The organism is Microbacterium cremeum (assembly GCF_015277855.1).
GTDB classification, from domain to species: domain Bacteria; phylum Actinomycetota; class Actinomycetes; order Actinomycetales; family Microbacteriaceae; genus Microbacterium; species Microbacterium cremeum.
The window spans coordinates 2,040,798-2,057,658 of sequence record NZ_CP063812.1; the positions used below are offsets into that span (position 1 = coordinate 2,040,798).

The window sequence follows — 16,861 nt, forward strand, 5'->3', positions numbered from 1 at the left end:
CACGCCTCAGACGAGCCATTCGCCGTCGCGCATCAACAGGCGCCCGGCGAGCTCGTTGGACTCGCGCCAGGCCTGGATCCTCGTCGGACGCAGGACGAGGAACGTGTATCCGGCGAGACCGCGCGGATCCCAGTCGGCCTGGGCGGCGTACGCCTCGCCGAGCTGCGCGTCGTCGTCAACGCCCACCGAGCGCTCGAGCGTCGCGTCGATGAGCGCGACGTCCCGCGTCGGGCCGACCGCCAGACGCGCGATGCGCGACGCTTCGATGTTTCGCGCCGTCGGCGACGCGGCGTCCAGGCTGACCACCGCGCGCTCGTCGATCCACGCGAGCGATAGCGGCACGAGATACGGAGTCGCATCCGGCGCCGCCGTCGCCCCCCAGACGTCCGCAGCGGGCGCGGTGAGCGCAGCCAGCAGATCGGCCTTGCGCGTGACGCGGTCGCGGGGTTCAGGCATCCGTCCATCCCTTCGTTCGACGCGTGCCAGTCTGACAGAGCGTGACGCGGGATTCGGCGCAGGAGAACGATTTCTCTAGGCTCGGAGCGTGCTGGAGTCGCTCACCGGGTTCGTCGTGGTGGGTGTCGCGATCGCCGTCGGCTGGATCATCGGCCGCATCGACTTGCTCGGCGAGCACGCGCGGCCGGTGCTCGCGCGCCTCGCGTTCTTCGTGCTGTCGCCGTTCCTCCTGTTCGTCGTGCTCGCGCAGGCCGACGTGCGCATGCTGTTCTCGGCACTGCTTCCGGTGTCGGCGATCGCCGCCGTCGCCGTGATCCTCATCCACGCCGTCGTCGCACGGGTCGCGTGGCGCCGCTCCGTCGGCGAGACCGTGATCGGCGCTCTCAGCGCCGGGCAGGTCAACTCCAACAACATCGGCATTCCGCTGTCGCTCTACCTGCTCGGCAGCGCCGCCTATCCCGCTCCCGTGATCCTGATGCAGCTGCTCGTGTTCACACCGATCACGATGGCGATCCTGGATGCTGTGACCGCCGCGCGCACGTCCCTCTGGCGCGCCGTCGCCCGCGTGACGACGAACCCGATCGTGCTGGGCTCCGCACTCGGGACGATCGTCTCGGTGGTCGGCGTCCGGCTGCCGCCCGTCGTGATGGAGCCTGCACAGCTCATCGCCGACGCCTGCGTGCCGGTCCTCCTCATCGCGTACGGCATCTCGCTGCACGGTCAACGAGTGCTCGCGCCGTCTGGCCGGCGACGCGACATCCTGCTGGCGACGGTCCTCAAGCTCGTCGCCATGCCGATGATCGCGTGGGCGGTCGCGAAGTTCGCGTTCGCCCTCCCGGCGCACGATGTGCTCATCGTCACGGTGCTCGCCGCGCTGCCCACGGCGCAGAACGTCTTCAACTACTCACAGCGCTACGGCGTCGGCGAGACGATCTCGCGCGACACCGTCTTCCTCACGACGATCGGCTGCGTTCCGGTGCTGATCCTCATCGCGCTCCTGCTGGGCTGACGGCTGCGGCGGTTCAGCGCCGTTCGAGCTCGCGGAGCGTCCCGAGGACGAGACGGATGCCGACGGGCGTGCGCAGGACCGTCAGAAGCGTGTGCGTGCACGACCGACAGCGCACGATGGCAGCCGTCTCATCGAGCTCGACGGTCGCCTCGGCGAGCGGCGCCGACGCCGAGCAGCCGCCGCACACGCCGATGAGCGCGGTCACGTCGTCGCCGAAGACATCGGCCAGCAACCCTGCGGCGGCGTTGCCGTCCACGATGCTCCGTGCGTTCTCGGCTCGCATCATGCACCTCCGAAGCGTTCGGTCCTGATCCGCGCGGGCGGGTGCCCGAGCCGCACCAGCGCGTCCGCGACATGCTCGACGAACCCCGTCGGTCCGCACACGTAGACGATGGGCGCGCTGCTGGGCGGCCACACCGCCTCGCGAAGGCGCTCGTCGTCGAGGCGGCCGACCTGGCCGTCCCACCCAGCCGGGGCGGCGCGCGTGTACGCCCACGACACCGCCACTCCCCTGTCACCGGCGCCGTCGCTCAGTTCCTCGCGATATATCGCGTTCTCCGGCCTGCGCGTCGAGTACAGAAGACGGGCGGATGCCGCGGCCCCGGCATCCGTCGCCGCCCGCACCATCGCCATCAAGGGCACCACGCCCGACCCGCCCGCGATGAACTGAACGGGGGCCACTCCCCCGGGCTGCCACACGAAGTAGCCGCCGAGTGGACCCTTGACCTCGAGCTCGTCGCCGGGCAGCACATCGCGTACGAGGTAGGGCGACACCTCGCCGTCGGGGATCTCGTCGACGCCGAGCTCGATGGTCTCACCGGATCCGTACGAACCCAGCGAGTAGGAGCGCACCGCCTGGTAGCCGTCTTCGGCGGTCAGCCGGACGTCGACGTGCTGTCCGGCGAGACTGCCCGGCCAGTCGGCGACGGCGAGGCGCAGGATACGCGCCGACGGCGTTGCGGGAACGGTCTCGACGACGCGCGCCGGCCGCCACCCGCCGACGGTCACCAGTACCGCTCCTCGGTCCACGGGTCACCGTGCATGTTGTACCCGTTCTGCTCCCAGAAGCCCGGCTCGTCGTCGTCCATCAGTGTCAGACCGCGCACCCACTTGGCGCTCTTCCAGAAGTACAGGTGCGGCACCAGAAGCCGCGCCGGTCCGCCGTGCTCGGGATCGAGGGGCTCGCCCTCGAACTCGAACGCCACCCAGGCGCGGCCGCCGAGGAGGTCCTCCAGCGGGATGTTCGTGGTGTAGCCGCCGTACGAGTGCGCCATCGCGTACGACGCCTCGGTCTCGACCGCGTCCACCAGTGTGTCCAGCGAGACTCCGCGCCAGGAGGTGCCGAGCTTCGACCAGCGGGTGACGCAGTGGATGTCGGTGTGGACGTCCTCGATGGGCAGGTCCATGAACTCGTCCCACGACCACGAGGCGCCTTCGCCCGACTCGGTGCGGAGGTCGAACCGCCATTCGCTGAGATCGATCCGAGGCGTCGGCCCGGCCGAGAGCACCGGGAAGTCCTCGGTCAGATACTGCCCGGGCGGCAGCCGGGGGTCGCTCTCGCGACGCCGAGCCCCGAACCCCCTCGAGATGACGGCCATGGCCCCTCCTCACTCGTGCACGCTCACGGTAGCGCTCCCCCGGTGCTCCGCGCGATCCCGACGGCGAACGATATGTGACAACACACGAGCTTTCTGCCCGCAAAGTTCGATGACGGGTCTAAGCTTTAGCCCGCATCACGTTCAGGGAACTCCCAGAAAGGACCTCCCATGTCCACCGAATCAGCGGCTGCGAAGTCGGCCGTCAACGGCATCCGCACAGCGCTCGGCGTGGGCGGCGTCCTCGCCGTCATCGTCGGAATCCTCATCCTCGTCTGGCCGGGCAAGACGGCAGCCGTCGTCGCGGCGATCATCGCGATCTACGCGATCGCGGCGGGCCTCGTCTACGCGGGCCTCGGGATCTTCTCGAAGACCAAGGGCGGCTGGGCTCGCGTCGGCCACATCCTGCTCGGCATCCTGTTCATCATCGCGGGCGTCGTCGCGCTGTTCAATCTGACGGCCACGACCGCATGGCTCGCCGTCTTCATCGGCATCCTCGTCGGCATCATGTGGATCGTCGAGGGCATCGTCGCGCTGTCGACGCTCGGCGACGCGGCATCGAAGGGCTGGTCGATCTTCTTCGCCATCCTGAGCATCGTCGCGGGCATCGTCGTGCTGTTCTCGCCGGTGTGGGGCACGATCGTGCTCTGGTGGCTGCTGGGCATCTCGCTCATCGTCCTCGGCATCATCAACATCGTGCGCGCCTTCACCTTCAAGGGCGACATCTGATCCGTCACCCGACGGAAACGTCGAAGGCCCGGGAGCGCGAGCTCCCGGGCCTTCGTCATGCCGGCGGTGGGTCAGCCGACCGGCAGGTGCCGGTCCCACCAGTCGAGCACCGCGTCGAAGCGCTGCACGCGATGCCGGGGCTGGCCGGAGCGGGTGAGCTCGTGGTTCTCGCCCGGGAAGACGAGGAGCTCGGCCTCGGTGCCCTGCCGCTTCAGCGCGGAGTAGTAGCGTGTCGCCTGCTCGAGCGGGCACCGGAAGTCGAGCTCGGAGTGCAGCACGAGCGTCGGCGTCGTCACCTGCCCCACGACCGCCATCGGGCTCTGGCGCGCGATGTCGTCGGCCGAGACGCCCACGTACTCGTCGCCGAAGAACGAGCCGATGTCGCTCGTGCCCTGGAACGACTGCGGCTCGAGGAATCCGCGCTCGACGATGGCACCCGCGAACCGGTGGTCGTGCGCGATCACCCAGGCGGTGAGGTACCCGCCGTACGACCCGCCCTGCACACCGACGCGGTCGCCGTCCAGGCGGTCGTCGCTCGCGATCGCCCCCTCGAGGAAGTCGATCACGTCGGCGAAGTCGACGGTGCCCATCTGCTGACGGATGCTGCGGCCATGGGCGCGCCCGTATCCCGCCGACCCCCGCGGGTTGCAGTACACGACGGCGTAGCCGGCGTCCACGAGCACCTGCGTCTCGTCGAACAGATGGATGCCGTACGCGGCATACGGCCCGCCGTGGATCTGCAGGATCACCGGGAACGGGCCTTCGCCCGCAGGCGTCGCGACCCAGCCGTGCACAGGGTAGCCGTCGCGGCCGGTGACGGTCAGCTCGGTCGGGAGGACGACACCGGATGCCGCAGCCGCCGCCCCGAACGAGGTCAGGGTCCGCACGTCTGCGCCGTCGCGCAGCACGAGCTCGCCGTACGAGTCGGGCCGTGCCACGGATGCGACGATCCGTCCGCCGCCTGCCGCGTGGCCGTTGACCTCGACATCGCCGTCGAGCACCTCGGTGAGATCCCCGGCACGCGAGACGCGCACGAGGCGGACGCGACCTCGCGTGCGGTCCTGCACGAGGAAGTCGTCGCCCACCGGGGTGATGTGGCTGCCGACCTCGCCGAGGTCGATCGTCTCGGCGTCGGTGAGCCGACGCGGGCCGTCCGCCTCGAGCAGCCACAGGCCCACGCCCGGCGCCACGAAGTCGACGCCGTCGCCGACCTCGTGCGCGAGGACCGCGATCGTGCCGTCGGGCGCGGTTTCGAGACCGTACAGCGACAGCCCGGCGTCGGTGCCCAGCACCTCGCGCTCACCGGAACCGTCCACCGCGATCGCGACGACGCGGGTGCGCAGGTCGCGCCGATCGGGCTCGATGTCGTCGGGCACCGTGAGCAGCTCCCGGCCGTCGGCGGTGAACACGAGGGCGGCATGCGACGTGGTCCCCTCGGTCAGCTGGCGCGCCTCGGCCGCGACCACGGGCTTCTTCGGCGGTGTCTCGTCGTCGGCGAGCACATCGGGAGCCGGCTCGTAGAAGGGCTCCGAATCGGTCGCCGCGGCGGCGATCACGAAGACGTGCGCGGGACGATCGGCCACGTAGCCGAGGCCGTTCGCGTGCCAGCGGATGCCGGTGATGTGGCGCGGCGCCTCGGCTGAGGGATCCAGCCCTTCGACGCTGCCGTACCGCCCCTTCTCGGGTACGCGCGCGAGATAGGCGATGCTGGCGCCGTCCGGCGCCCAGGCGAAGTCCTCGACGCCGAGCACGGTGTCGGTGGCCTGGACGGGCTCGCCGCCGGAGGCGTCGATGATGTGCACCTGAGGCTTGCCCTTCGCGTCGCCACGGAGGAACGCGATACTGGTGCCGTCGCGTGACAGGCGCGGTGCGCTGTCGGCCGTGCCTCGCGTGAGGCGCCGGGGCGTGCCGTCGGGAAGGTCGATGCGCCAGAGCTGCCCGACGTTGCGGTTGGCGGCGAGATCGGGGCGCGACGTCGCGAAGACGGCGAACCCGCCGTCCGGTGCGATCGCCGGCCGTCCGACCGAGACGAGCGTCTCGATGCCCTGTGGCCGCATGCTCACTCCGCCACGAACGACGAGACGTCGCCGACGAGGCGCGTGTTGTCGGCCGGCACGGGGTCGACGGCCGCCGCGGCGACCTCGGCGGCGAACTCCGCCACGTTGTAGAGCTTGCCGGCGTCCTCGCGGCGGGCCGAGATCGCACCCGGGTTCGCTCGCTCGAGCAGGGTGGCCGTGATGGTGCCCTCGATCATGTCGCCCGAGACGACCACGAAGTCGACGCCGCGCTCGCCCAGCGCGGGAATGCGCTCGCGCAGCGCGTCCTCGCCGGCCCGCTTGGACAGTGCGACCGGCTCGTACTCGGGCATCGTCGGCGTGGTGCGGATGAAGTGCGCCTGGTGGCTGGTCACGAACACCACGCGGGAGCCCTCGCGCAGCAGGGGCAGAGCCGTCTCGAGCACGCGGACCTGCGCGTCGCGGTTCAGCTGCAGCGCGTAGTCCTCGGCCATGCCCGACTCCATGCCGCCCGACGCGTTGAGCACGAGCACGTCGAGCCCTCCGAAGGCGCGCTCCACCTCGTCGAACATCGCCTGCACCGATGCCGCATCGGTGAGGTCGGCCCCGACCACGAGCACCTCGACGCCGAGCCCTCGCAGCTCGGTCGCGAGCTTCTCGGCCCGCGGCGCCTTGTTGCGGTAGTTGATCACGACGTTCGCGCCGGCCTCGGCGAGATAGCGGGCCGTGTCGGCGCCGATGCCGCGGGAGGAGCCGGTCACGAGCGCGGTCTTGCCGCTCAGCGAGCCGGGTTCGAGGGTCTGGGACATGTGTTCTGCTCCTGGGATGTCGGTGCCCGGCGACGCGTTTCGGGCCGCGGTCGAGCCTATCAACCGGGGTCGTCGCCGACCGGTGTAGGGTGCCAATCAGACGCGACGAAGGGATGGCGATGCTGCCCGATCTGACCCAGTACATGTGGATCGCGTGGCTGGTTCTCGCGCTGGTCTTCATCATCATCGAACTGCTCACGCTCGAGTTCACCTTCCTGATGCTCGCCGCCGGCGCCCTGATCGGCGGACTCGGCGTGAACCTGCTCGGTGGCCCCTGGTGGCTGCAGATCGGCGTCGCCGCCGCCCTGTCGGCCGTCCTGCTGTTCACGATCCGGCCACTGTTGCTGCGGCTTCTGCACCGCGAGGAACCGGATGCCCGCACCAACGTCGACGCGCTCTACGGCATGGGCGGCCGCGTGGTGCAGACGTTCGTCGACGGCGACGGCTCGGTCAAGCTCGACAACGGCGAGACCTGGACCGCCCGCCTGGCGGCCTCGTCGCCGACCGCGATCGACGTCGGCGCCAGGGTGACGGTGCTCGCGGTGCACGGCGCCACCGTCGAGGTCACCGCGGCCGCCGCCGCCACCCCCGAGGAAAGGACTTCCGACAATGGTTGACGTGGGCGCATTCATCGGCCAGATCTTCGTGGTCGTGCTGCTGATCGTTCTGGCGATCTTCGTGATCGTCGTGATCTTCCGATCGATCCGCATCATTCCGCAGGCGTATGCCGGCGTGGTGGAGCGACTCGGGCGGTACCAGCGGACCCTTCAGCCCGGGCTGAACCTGCTCGTCCCGTTCATCGATCGGCTTCGTCCGCTCGTCGACATGCGCGAACAGGTGGTGTCGTTCCCACCGCAGCCGGTCATCACCGAAGACAACCTCGTCGTCTCGATCGACACCGTGGTGTACTTCCAGGTCACCGACGCACGGGCGGCGACGTATGAGATCGCCAACTATCTCAGCGCGGTCGAGCAGCTCACCACGACCACCCTGCGAAACGTCGTCGGCGGCCTGAACCTCGAAGAGGCGCTGACCAGCCGCGACAACATCAACGGGCAGCTCCGGGTCGTCCTCGACGAGGCCACCGGCAAGTGGGGTCTGCGCGTCTCGCGCGTCGAGCTGAAGGCGATCGACCCGCCGCATTCGATCCAGGACTCCATGGAGAAGCAGATGCGCGCCGAGCGCGACCGCCGTGCCGCGATCCTGACGGCAGAGGGCTCCAAGCAGTCGCAGATCCTCGAAGCCGAGGGGCGCCGCCAGGCCGAGATCCTACGTGCCGAGGGCGACAAGCAGGCGGCTGTGCTGCGCGCGCAGGGCGAGGCCGAGGCCATCGAGATGGTCTTCAGCGCGATCCATGTCGGCGATCCCGACGACAAGCTGCTCGCCTACCAGTACCTGCAGACGCTGCCGAAGATCGCCGAGAGCGCCTCGAGCAAGATGTGGATCATCCCGAGCGAGTTCACCGAGGCGCTCAAAGGCATCGGCGACGCGTTCGGCGGCCGCGCCGCCGCCGGCCCGCGGCGGGAGGCGGACGCCCGCCCGACGTGGGAGTCGACCGGCGGGAAGACCGCCGAGGAGGCGGTCGCCGCCGCACGTGCAGCGGCGTCCGCCGCCGACGAGATCGCCAACGAGGCGATGGCCGCGCGGACCGACGCGCCCCGTTCCGACCAGCGCTGAGTCGCATGCATCCGTGGTTCCAGGGCGCTGCCCTGCCCCGCGTGCTGGCCCATCGCGGGCTCGTGGCGCCTGCCGACGCCGCCGACGGCGTCGTCGAGAACTCCTTCGCCGCCGTCGCCGCCGCACACGCCGCCGGAGCACGCTACGTCGAATCCGACTGCCACCTCACAGCGGACGGCGTGGTCGTTCTGTTCCACGACGCCGACCTCGCGCGCGTCACCGGCGATCCGCGCAAGGTCGCCGACGTGACGGCGCGCGAGCTCGAGCAGCTCATGTCGGAACGAGGCGGGCTCATCACCCTCGCGCAGGCGCTCGACGCGTTCCCCACCGTGCGCTTCAACCTGGACGTGAAGGCGGCGGATGCCGCGACCGCCGTCGGCGCCGAGGTCGCGGCACACGGCGACCGCGTGCTCGTGACGAGCTTCTCGGACGCGAGACGGCGTGCCGCGCTGCTCGCCGCGCAGGCGGCAGGCCGCGGCATCCGTCCGGCGACCTCCGCCGGAAGCGGTACGGTCGCCCGGGTGCTGGCTGCAGTCTCGTCCCGCTCGGACCGCCTGATCGCCCGCGCGCTGGCAGGAGTCGACGCGCTGCAGGTGCCGGAGCGGCAGGGCCGCCTGCGGCTGGTGACGCCGCGATTCATCGCCGCCGCCCACCGGCACGGCGTCGAGGTGCACGTGTGGACCGTCAACGAGCCCGACCATATGCGCCGGCTCGTCGCGATGGGCGTCGACGGCATCGTCACCGACCGCACCGACATCGCGCTGAAGACGTTAGCCTGAGAGGACCCGAGAACAGCGCGGACATCGTTCGCGCACCCGCTGTGCATCCACTGTGAAATCCTGAGCAACCCCGTCCGTTCGGATGATCCGCTCAGGTCTCACCGTTATACCTGTACAGCGACGAGAGGACCACAAAATGGCAGACCGCAGTCTGCGCGGCATCCGACTCGGCGCCCAGAGCCTACAGAGCGAAGAGGGCGTCGTGTTCCATGAGCGCGCACAGCATACCTACACGTGCACGTCCTGCGGACGTGACACCACCCTGACCTTCGCGGCCGATGCCGAGGTTCCCCCGGCCTGGGAGTGCCGCACGTGCGGCGCCGAGGCGCTGCTCCGCGTCGGTGAGGGCACCGCCACCGTCGACCACTCCGGCGACAAGACCCCCCGCAGCCACTGGGACATGCTGCTCGAGCGCCGTAGCATCCCCGAGCTCGAGGAGCTGCTCGAAGAGCGCCTGGCCTACGTGCGCGCGCGTCGCGGCGCCGGCGAAGACATGACGGTCGACAAGCTCAGCGCCTGACGACGCGTCCACCGCGCAACGCCGACCCTACGGGGTCGGCGTTTTCGCGTTCCCGCGCAGCGTTGTCCTCCCCAGCACGCCCACGGCGACGAGCGCGACGGCCGCGCCCCACACCATCACGAGCTGCAGCGCGCCGCCCAGCACGACAGCCGGCGTCAGGCCGGTGCGCAGCGGCACGTCCTCCAGCATGTGGCCCGCGGTGTCGGCGGGGAGCACCGCGATCTCAGAGCCGTCGGGAGCGATCACCTGGCTCGTGCCGACCGTCGAGATGTTGACGACGGCGCGCCCGGTCTCCACCGCGCGGATGCGGGCGAAGGCCAGCTGCTGCAGGTTCTCGTCGGTCCCGCGGAAATCGGCGTTGTTGGTCTGGAACATGAAGATCTCGGCGCCGTCCTGCACCCCGTCCCACACGACGTCGTCATAGATCACGTCGAAGCAGATCGCCAGTCCCACCCCCACCCCGCCGACGTCGAAGTACGGGCGCGCTCCGCCCGGGGTGTACTCGCGCTGGATGAGGTCGATCAGATCCGGTGCGAACATGCGGTAGAACCACCGGTCGGGAACATACTCCCCGAACGGCACGGGGTGCCTCTTGTCGTAGACGTCCACGGGATTCTCGGCCCCCGGCTCCCACAGCAGCGACGAGTTCAAGTACTCGTCGCCACGCTGGGTGACGGCCGCGACCACGAGCGGCGCGTCGATCCGGGCGGCCAAGGCATCGAGCGTCGCAGCGGTGCTCTCGTTCGCCGTGGGATCCGAGTCGACGCCGCCCTCCGGCCACAGCAGGACGTCCATCTCCTCGCCGAGCAGCGGCGCCGTCGCCCGCAGCTGCGCGTTGAGCACGTCGTTGCGACTGCGCTCGTCGAAGTAGCCGGCGGGTCCGTCGCCCTGCACCGCCCCCACGCGCATGCTTCCGGCATCCGTCGTGGGGAACTGCGGAAGCGCGAACAGGGCGACGCCGACCACCAGCACCGGGATCGCCGTGCGCAGATCGCGGTACCGGCGCAGCCGCGCCCACTCCACCGCGCTCGCGCACAGCATCACGATCAGGAACGACAGCCCGGCGACACCGACCCACGAGACCACGCTCGCGAGCGGGCTGCCGGCCTGCGAGATGCCGACCCTCCCCCACGGGAACCCGCCGTACGGCCAGGTGCCGAGCAACTGCTCGCGCACCACCCACAACGCCGCGACAATCGCCGGCAACGCGACAAGCCGCGCCCAGGGGCCGTCCGCGACGCGAGGCAGCCAGCGGTAGGCGAGCGCGATCGGGACGGCGGCGACGGCGGTGAGGACCGCCTCAAAGATCGACAGCGCCAGCCAGGGCACCGGACCGAGGTACCGCGCGGTGAACGAGACGTTCACCAGGAAGAACGCCAGCCCGAAGACGAGGCCGACGAGTGCGGCGCTCCACGCCCTGCGCCCGATGAGGCTCACGAGGGTGAGCGGGATCGCCAGGAACACCATCGGCCACCACGCGAGCGCGGGGAATGCCGTCGACAACGCGAATCCCCCGGCTGCCGCCGAGAGGACGCCTGCCCACAGCGGCAGCAGCGCGCTCGGCAACGGTGGACGGGACGCCGCGTCGGATGGCACGGAGTCCACACTAGGCGAACCCGCGGATGCCGATTCTCAGCGCCCGCGACGAGCGGCGGCTACACCGTCGAGTAGGCCACGATGCCGCGGCGCACCGAATCGAGTGCCTTGCGCGCGGTGCCGGCGATCGGCTGATCGGCGACGAGCGACAGCTGGTCGAGCAGGTCGATCGTCTGCTTCGCCCAGCGCACGAAGTCGCCGGCGGCCATGTCGGCCTCGCCGAGCACGCGATCGAGCATGCCGTCGCGCGCCCACGTGTGCATCGCCGTCGCGAGGCCCGACGAGATCGGCTCGGATCCCGGCAGATGGTGCTCCCGCTCGAGGTCGTCGAGCCGCTGCCACAGATCGAGGGTCGCCGTGAACGCGGCGCGGAACGGGCCGCGCGGCAGGCCGCGCTCCCCCGGTCCCGCGTCGTCCCGGCGGGGCTCGTACACCAGCGAGCACGCGATCGCCGCGAGAGACGCGGCATCCAGGTCCTTCCACAACCCCAGGCGCAGCGACTCGGCGACGAGCAGATCCCGCTCGCCGTAGATACGGCGCATCGTCCGCCCCGAGGGTGTGAGCGCCGTGGTCCCGTCCTCCGCGACCTGCACGTAGTCCAGTTCGTCCAGCACGTCCACGACGCGATCGAAGATGCGGGCCACCGTGCCGGTGCGCGTATCGATCTGGTGCCGCAGCTTGTCGATCTGACGCTTGAGCTTCCAGTACCGCTCAGCCCATCGCGCGTGCTGCTCGCGGTCGGGGCACCCATGGCACGCGTGCCGCTGCATGCGCTTGCGCAGGCTCGCGATGTGCCGCTGCCTCTCGTCGCGCGTGCGTCGCGAGGCGTTCGCGTCCTTGCGGTTCAGCTTCTCGACGTCGCTGAGCTCGCGCCGGATCGACGAGTACTCGGTGAAGTCGCCGCGGTCGCACGTCATCGCCTTCCGGTATCCCGCCAGCGACTCCTCCTGGTCACGCACCTGGCGGGCGAGGCCCACCACGGCGCGGTCCGCCTGGAACTGGGCGAACGACGACTCCAGGATCTCGCGCGCCCGAGGTCGGCCGAACTGGTCGATGAGGTTCACGGCCATGTTGTAGGTAGGCCGGAAGCTCGAGTTCAGCGGGTACGTGCGGCGTGAAGCGAGCGCCGCGACCGCCTGCGGGTCGAGACCCTCCGTCCACTGGATGACGGCGTGCCCTTCGACGTCGATGCCGCGCCGGCCGGCCCGGCCGGTGAGCTGGGTGTACTCCCCCGACGTGATCGCCACGCGCGCCTCGCCGTTGAACTTTTCGAGCTTCTCGAGCACGACGGTGCGCGCGGGCATGTTGATGCCGAGCGCCAGCGTCTCGGTGGCGAACACGACCTTCACGAGCTTTCGCCGGAACAGCTCCTCGACGACCTCCTTGAACGCCGGCAGCAGTCCGGCGTGGTGCGACGCGAGGCCGCGTTCGAGGTTGTCGAGCCATTGCCAGTACCCGAGCACGGCCAAGTCCTCGTCGGGCAGCGACCGCGTGCGCTCCTCGACGATCGCGCGGATCTCACGCCGCTCGTCCTGCGACGTCAGCCGCACGCCGCCCCGGCGCACCTGCTGAACCGCGGCATCGCACCCGGCGCGACTGAAGATGAAGAAGATCGCCGGCAACAGGTTCGACCGCGAGAGCAGTTCGACGACGTCGGGCCGGTCGAGACGTTCGACGCGCTGGACGTTCGCGGAGCGCACGGGCCTCTTCATCCCCCGATTCGGGCGGCGGGATGCCTCGTACCCCGCGTGCCGCGCGCTGTTCGCGGCCTGCACGCGTCGGTTGTTGTCGAAGTTCGAGCCCTTGAAGGAGCGGATCCGCATGAGCTCCTGGTTCACCTGCGCCGTCGCGACGCCCGCGCGGTCGTCGAACAGCGGCAGCAGGTCGCCGCGCACCAGGACGTGCTGTTCGAGCGGGACGGGTCGGGTCTCGGAGACGATCACCTCGGTGTCGCCGCGCACCGTGTCGAGCCAGTCGCCGAACTCCTCGGCGTTCGAGACGGTCGCCGACAGCGACACGAGCCGCACGGACGGCGCGAGGTGGATGATGACCTCCTCCCACACCGCGCCGCGGAACCGGTCCGCCAGATAATGCACCTCGTCCATGACGACGTAGCGCAGGCCGCGCAGCGCCGGTGAGTCCGCGTACAGCATGTTGCGGAGCACCTCGGTAGTCATGACGACGACGCGCGCGTTGCCGTTGATGTTGGTGTCGCCGGTGAGGAGGCCGACCTCGTCAGGGCCGTACACGTCCTGCAGCTCGCGGAACTTCTGGTTCGACAGCGCCTTCATCGGGGTGGTGTAGAACGCCTTGTCACCGGGTTCTCGCATCGCGAGATGCACGGCGAACTCGCCGACGATCGTCTTGCCCGCGCCGGTCGGCGCCGCCACCAGCACGCTGCGGCCGGCCTCGAGCGCGCGGCACCCGGCGAGCTGGAAGGGATCCAGCGAGAAGCGCTGGGATGCCGCGAACGCCGCCGTGAGGGGATGGCTCCGGTCGAGCTCTGCGGTCTCGCGTGCCTGCGCGTACCGCTCGGCCGGACCGGGATCGATCATGCGCCGGGCTCCGGGGGCAGAATGGCGGCGTTGCGTTTCGCCTTTCGCCTGTCGAAGAGCATCGACAGCCCGGCTGCGGTGAAGAACAGCAGCATGAGGATGCCGGCGAGCAGGAACGTCGTCGCGACATCGGCGGGCGGCGTGGCGAGGGCGGCGAACGTCACCGACACGATGACGGCGACGCGCCAGCCCTTGACGATCGCGCGGCCCGAGATGATCCCGGCCAGGTTCAGTGCGACCAGGAACACCGGCAGCACATAGGCGACGCCGACGAACAACATCAGCTTGAAGACGAAGTCGTAGTAGTACATGGCGTCGTAGAACGCCGCGGCCCCGGCCGGGACGAATCCCGCCATGAGCGTCACGATGTTCGGCATGACGTAGAGGCCCGTCGCGCAGCCGGCGAAGAAGAGCGGGATCGCGGCCGCGACGAACCCGACCGTGTAACGAATCTCTTTCCGTGTCAGGCCCGGCATCACATACGCCCACGCCTGCCACAGCCACACCGGCGCCGAGAGGAGGAGGCCGATCGCCAACGACATCCGCAGCCGGAGGTCGAAGCCCGACGTCACGGTGCTGAACATCAGCTCGACCGACGACTCCTCACCGCGGGCCTCCGCGACAAGGCGGATGGGCTCGGTGATGAGCCACAGAACGGGCTCGGTGACGATGAACGCGATCACCATGCCCACGACGAGCGCGATGACGCTGATCGTCAGCCGCTTCTTCAGCTCGACGAGGTGTGCGCCGAGCGACATGCGCTTCTCACGCCGCGGCCGGTCGGCGTCTCCGGTGCGCGGCGGCTCGGTCGTCACCACGAACGACTATGGCTTGGTCTGGGACGCTCCGCCCGCGCCAGCCGACGGCTCCGTCGACTCGCCCGGGTTCGCGGGCGCCGCGACCGAAGTGGAGGTGCCGTCGACCGGCTTGTCCTCCTCCTTCATCGCCTTCATCTCACCCTTGAAGACGCGCGCCGACTGACCCATGCTCTTGGCGAGCGCGGGAAGCTTCGCTGCACCGAACAGGAGAAGGATCACCGCGAGGATGAGTAGCCACTGCCAGCCTTGGATTCCCATGGTTGTCCTTCCGGAGAATGTCAGGATCGTGGGGCCAGTCTAGCCCGCCGCCGACTCAGCGGTACTGCGCGAGCCCTGCCTCGGCCCACTCGGCGACCGCCCGCCGTGCCGCAGGCGGTTCGAGCACTTCGACGATGCCCCCGCGCCGTGCCGCCAACCGCCGGAGACTGAGCTCGTCGGCCACCCGCATGGTCGCGGTCGTCATGCCGTCCGCCGTCGAGAGGGTGGCGCGTTCGAGGTAGTCGCCGAGGAGCGGGGCCATCGACTCGGGGAACCGCACCCGTGCCACGATGTCTCCGGCTCCGGACGAGAACCAGTCCGGGGCGGGCTCGCCGGCATGCGTGGTCGGGATGTCGGTGAGCTCGAGCGCGCTGACGCGGTCGAGGTGGAACGTGCGCATCGCCTCGCGCAGGTGGCACCAGCCCTGGAGGTACCACTGGCCGCTCGCGATGTGGACTTTCACGGGGTCGACGGTGCGCGTGGTGGGTGCGGCATCGGGCGCCTTGTAGGTGAACGAGACGGCCACGCGCCGCCGCAGCGCCTCGGCGACGAGATCGCGGACGGCATCGACGGGCTCGGGGGCGAGGATGACCTCGGCCGGGGTCGCCGATGCACCGCGGGAGAGCTTGGCGAGCAGGCCCGCATACAGGTCGGTGTCGCCGACGCCGGGGATCGACCGCGCGAGCTGGAGTCCGGCAAGCAGGGCGGCCGCCTCGCGGGCGGTGAGCTTCGGCGACCGCTCGAGCGCGACCGAGTTGGTGATGACGATGAGGTCCTGCTCGTCGAGAAGGTCCCAGTCGATGTCGAACAGGTCATTGGCCATCTGCCAGTAGCCGCGTTCGCCGGGAAGGCCGATCACGGTCAGCTTCTCGACCATCGAGCGCATCTGATCGGGCGTGACGTCGAACTCGGCTGCGGCCTCGGCGAGCGACACCTCGCCCTTGCCGATCAGGTACGGCACGAGCTGGAGCATGAGCGCGGCGCGGTCGGTCGCGACGAGCGGACGCCGCGCGGTCATGAGACCCCTCCGTGCAGGTCGCGTGTCACCGCGAGCCGCTCGATGACGCGGTCGCGCAGGTCGGCGGGCTCGACCACGCGCACCTCGGGCCCGTACGAGGCGAGCTCGTCGGCGAAGATGTTCACGTCGACGTATGGCACGCGGATGCCCTGCTCGGCGGGCTGCGCGCGGCGCGCCAGGCGCAGCGCCCCCTCGGTGCCCGGGTTGACCTCGAGCAGGGCGATGTTGCGCGCGGCGACCTCCTCCAGCCCGGCGAGGGCGCGCTCCCCCGCGCCTTCCCGCAGTGCGGCATCGAACGACTCGCGGGTCACCGACACCGGGCCCACGATGCGCGAGAGGAGGAACGTGCGGTCGGCGTGGGCGTCCTGGTCGATGCCGAAGACGTGCCAGCGGGCCTCGTACTCGACGAGCGCCAGTGGCTGCAGCCGCCGGGTGCGCGGCGCGGCCTCACCGGGCTTCAGGTAGGGGAAGGTGACGACGCGGCTCTGCTCGATCGCCTGCTGCAGCGGCAGGAACGCCGGATCGTGCAGGCTCAGGCGCGGCGAGAACCCGATGATGGGCTCGTCGACGAGATCGCCGAGCGCCCGGATCTTGCGCAGTCCGCTGCGGGCGTCGTCCGACATCGAACTCTCGCTCCACACCCCGCCGGCGAGGTTCAGCAGAGCCAGCTCGGCAGGAGTGAACCCGATGTCTTCGGGAAGCTCGTACTCGGCGCTGGGCACCCGGTAGCGGGCCTCGCGCAGATCGTCGGGATCGGCCCAGTCGCCGATGGTCTCGATCGGGACCCCGAGGCCCCGAAGCGCCTCCTTGTCGCGCTCGAACATCTTCTCGAGCGCGTCCTTCGACGCCCCGGCCTCGCTCTGCTCGCGGTAGCCCGCGACCGATGTGAGGATGGTGTCTTTGGTCAGCCCCTGATCGGTCGCGATGAGCGCGACCACGAGGTTGACCAGACGCTCCTCGGGCGGAATCTTCGCGGGCGCAGTGGCAGGCACTCGCCTATCTTAGGTCTGGATCCGGGCTGCGTCCC

Annotated in this window: 18 protein-coding genes; 6 read left to right on the forward strand and 12 right to left on the reverse strand. The window is 70.2% G+C overall.

All coding sequences use genetic code 11. The features are described from left to right. Window positions 1-6: 6 nt before the first annotated feature. Window positions 7-456: a pyridoxamine 5'-phosphate oxidase family protein gene (locus tag IM778_RS09230; protein WP_194408625.1), complete on the reverse strand. Its 450-nt coding sequence runs from the start codon at window positions 454-456 to the stop codon at window positions 7-9. An 88-nt stretch (window positions 457-544) separates the two neighbouring features. On the opposite strand from IM778_RS09230, the gene IM778_RS09235 reads away from it, so the two are divergent. Next, window positions 545-1,465: an AEC family transporter gene (locus IM778_RS09235; protein ID WP_194408626.1), complete on the forward strand. Its 921-nt coding sequence runs from the start codon at window positions 545-547 to the stop codon at window positions 1,463-1,465. 13 nt (window positions 1,466-1,478) lie between these two features. Here IM778_RS09235 and IM778_RS09240 read toward each other — a convergent pair whose 3' ends face one another. The 3 genes from IM778_RS09240 to IM778_RS09250 are packed head-to-tail and all read right to left on the reverse strand — an operon-like array spanning window position 1,479 to window position 3,063. After that, the gene (locus tag IM778_RS09240) at window positions 1,479-1,751 is read right to left on the reverse strand and encodes a DUF6510 family protein (RefSeq protein WP_228484484.1); all 273 of its coding nucleotides are present in this window, start codon (window positions 1,749-1,751) and stop codon (window positions 1,479-1,481) included. Further along, a complete protein-coding gene (locus IM778_RS09245; RefSeq protein WP_194408627.1) occupies window positions 1,748-2,473 on the reverse strand; it encodes a ferredoxin reductase in 726 nt (241 codons plus the stop codon). Before IM778_RS09245 ends, IM778_RS09240 begins: the two co-directional genes overlap by 4 nt. Further along, window positions 2,470-3,063 carry a sulfite oxidase-like oxidoreductase gene (locus IM778_RS09250; protein WP_194408628.1) on the reverse strand — a complete coding sequence of 198 codons (594 nt, stop codon included), beginning with the start codon at window positions 3,061-3,063 and terminating at the stop codon, window positions 2,470-2,472. The genes IM778_RS09245 and IM778_RS09250 overlap by 4 nt, the downstream gene beginning before the upstream one ends. Window positions 3,064-3,231: 168 nt before the next feature. On the opposite strand from IM778_RS09250, the gene IM778_RS09255 reads away from it, so the two are divergent. Then, window positions 3,232-3,789, forward strand: a complete 558-nt coding sequence (locus tag IM778_RS09255) for an HdeD family acid-resistance protein (RefSeq protein ID WP_194408629.1) — start codon at window positions 3,232-3,234, stop codon at window positions 3,787-3,789. A 71-nt stretch (window positions 3,790-3,860) separates the two neighbouring features. On the opposite strand, the gene IM778_RS09260 is transcribed toward IM778_RS09255, so the two are convergent. Further along, complete coding sequence (locus IM778_RS09260; protein WP_194408630.1) at window positions 3,861-5,846, reverse strand: S9 family peptidase; 1,986 nt, start codon at window positions 5,844-5,846, stop codon at window positions 3,861-3,863. Between the two features lie 2 nt (window positions 5,847-5,848). Continuing rightward, entirely contained in the window at window positions 5,849-6,613 is a 765-nt protein-coding gene (locus tag IM778_RS09265) for an SDR family oxidoreductase (protein ID WP_194408631.1), read from the reverse strand. Between the two features lie 119 nt (window positions 6,614-6,732). Between IM778_RS09265 and IM778_RS09270 the strand changes: the two genes are divergently transcribed. The 4 genes from IM778_RS09270 (at window position 6,733) to IM778_RS09285 (ending at window position 9,589) form a co-directional block, all read left to right on the forward strand. Beyond that, window positions 6,733-7,230: an NfeD family protein gene (locus IM778_RS09270; RefSeq protein WP_194408632.1), complete on the forward strand. Its 498-nt coding sequence runs from the start codon at window positions 6,733-6,735 to the stop codon at window positions 7,228-7,230. Continuing rightward, window positions 7,223-8,290 (forward strand): SPFH domain-containing protein, encoded by a 1,068-nt coding sequence (locus IM778_RS09275; RefSeq protein WP_194408633.1) that lies wholly within the window; start codon window positions 7,223-7,225, stop codon window positions 8,288-8,290. The genes IM778_RS09270 and IM778_RS09275 overlap by 8 nt, the downstream gene beginning before the upstream one ends. A gap of 5 nt (window positions 8,291-8,295) precedes the next feature. Next, complete coding sequence (locus tag IM778_RS09280) at window positions 8,296-9,069, forward strand: glycerophosphodiester phosphodiesterase family protein (protein WP_194408634.1); 774 nt, start codon at window positions 8,296-8,298, stop codon at window positions 9,067-9,069. Window positions 9,070-9,205: 136 nt separating this feature from the next. Next, window positions 9,206-9,589 (forward strand): RNA polymerase-binding protein RbpA, encoded by a 384-nt coding sequence (locus IM778_RS09285; protein WP_194408635.1) that lies wholly within the window; start codon window positions 9,206-9,208, stop codon window positions 9,587-9,589. A gap of 27 nt (window positions 9,590-9,616) precedes the next feature. Here IM778_RS09285 and lnt read toward each other — a convergent pair whose 3' ends face one another. The 6 genes from lnt to IM778_RS09315 are packed head-to-tail and all read right to left on the reverse strand — an operon-like array spanning window position 9,617 to window position 16,826. Then, complete coding sequence (gene lnt, locus IM778_RS09290) at window positions 9,617-11,185, reverse strand: apolipoprotein N-acyltransferase (RefSeq protein WP_194408636.1); 1,569 nt, start codon at window positions 11,183-11,185, stop codon at window positions 9,617-9,619. 59 nt (window positions 11,186-11,244) lie between these two features. Next, complete coding sequence (locus IM778_RS09295; protein WP_194408637.1) at window positions 11,245-13,740, reverse strand: DEAD/DEAH box helicase; 2,496 nt, start codon at window positions 13,738-13,740, stop codon at window positions 11,245-11,247. After that, window positions 13,737-14,558 (reverse strand): twin-arginine translocase subunit TatC, encoded by an 822-nt coding sequence (gene tatC, locus IM778_RS09300; RefSeq protein WP_420488824.1) that lies wholly within the window; start codon window positions 14,556-14,558, stop codon window positions 13,737-13,739. Before tatC ends, IM778_RS09295 begins: the two co-directional genes overlap by 4 nt. A gap of 6 nt (window positions 14,559-14,564) precedes the next feature. After that, a complete protein-coding gene (gene tatA, locus IM778_RS09305; RefSeq protein ID WP_194408638.1) occupies window positions 14,565-14,816 on the reverse strand; it encodes a twin-arginine translocase TatA/TatE family subunit in 252 nt (83 codons plus the stop codon). Between the two features lie 55 nt (window positions 14,817-14,871). After that, window positions 14,872-15,834, reverse strand: coding sequence for a helix-turn-helix transcriptional regulator (locus tag IM778_RS09310; RefSeq protein WP_194408639.1), 963 nt, complete (start codon window positions 15,832-15,834; stop codon window positions 14,872-14,874). Then, window positions 15,831-16,826: a helix-turn-helix transcriptional regulator gene (locus IM778_RS09315; protein ID WP_194408640.1), complete on the reverse strand. Its 996-nt coding sequence runs from the start codon at window positions 16,824-16,826 to the stop codon at window positions 15,831-15,833. Before IM778_RS09315 ends, IM778_RS09310 begins: the two co-directional genes overlap by 4 nt. Window positions 16,827-16,861: the final 35 nt, after the last annotated feature.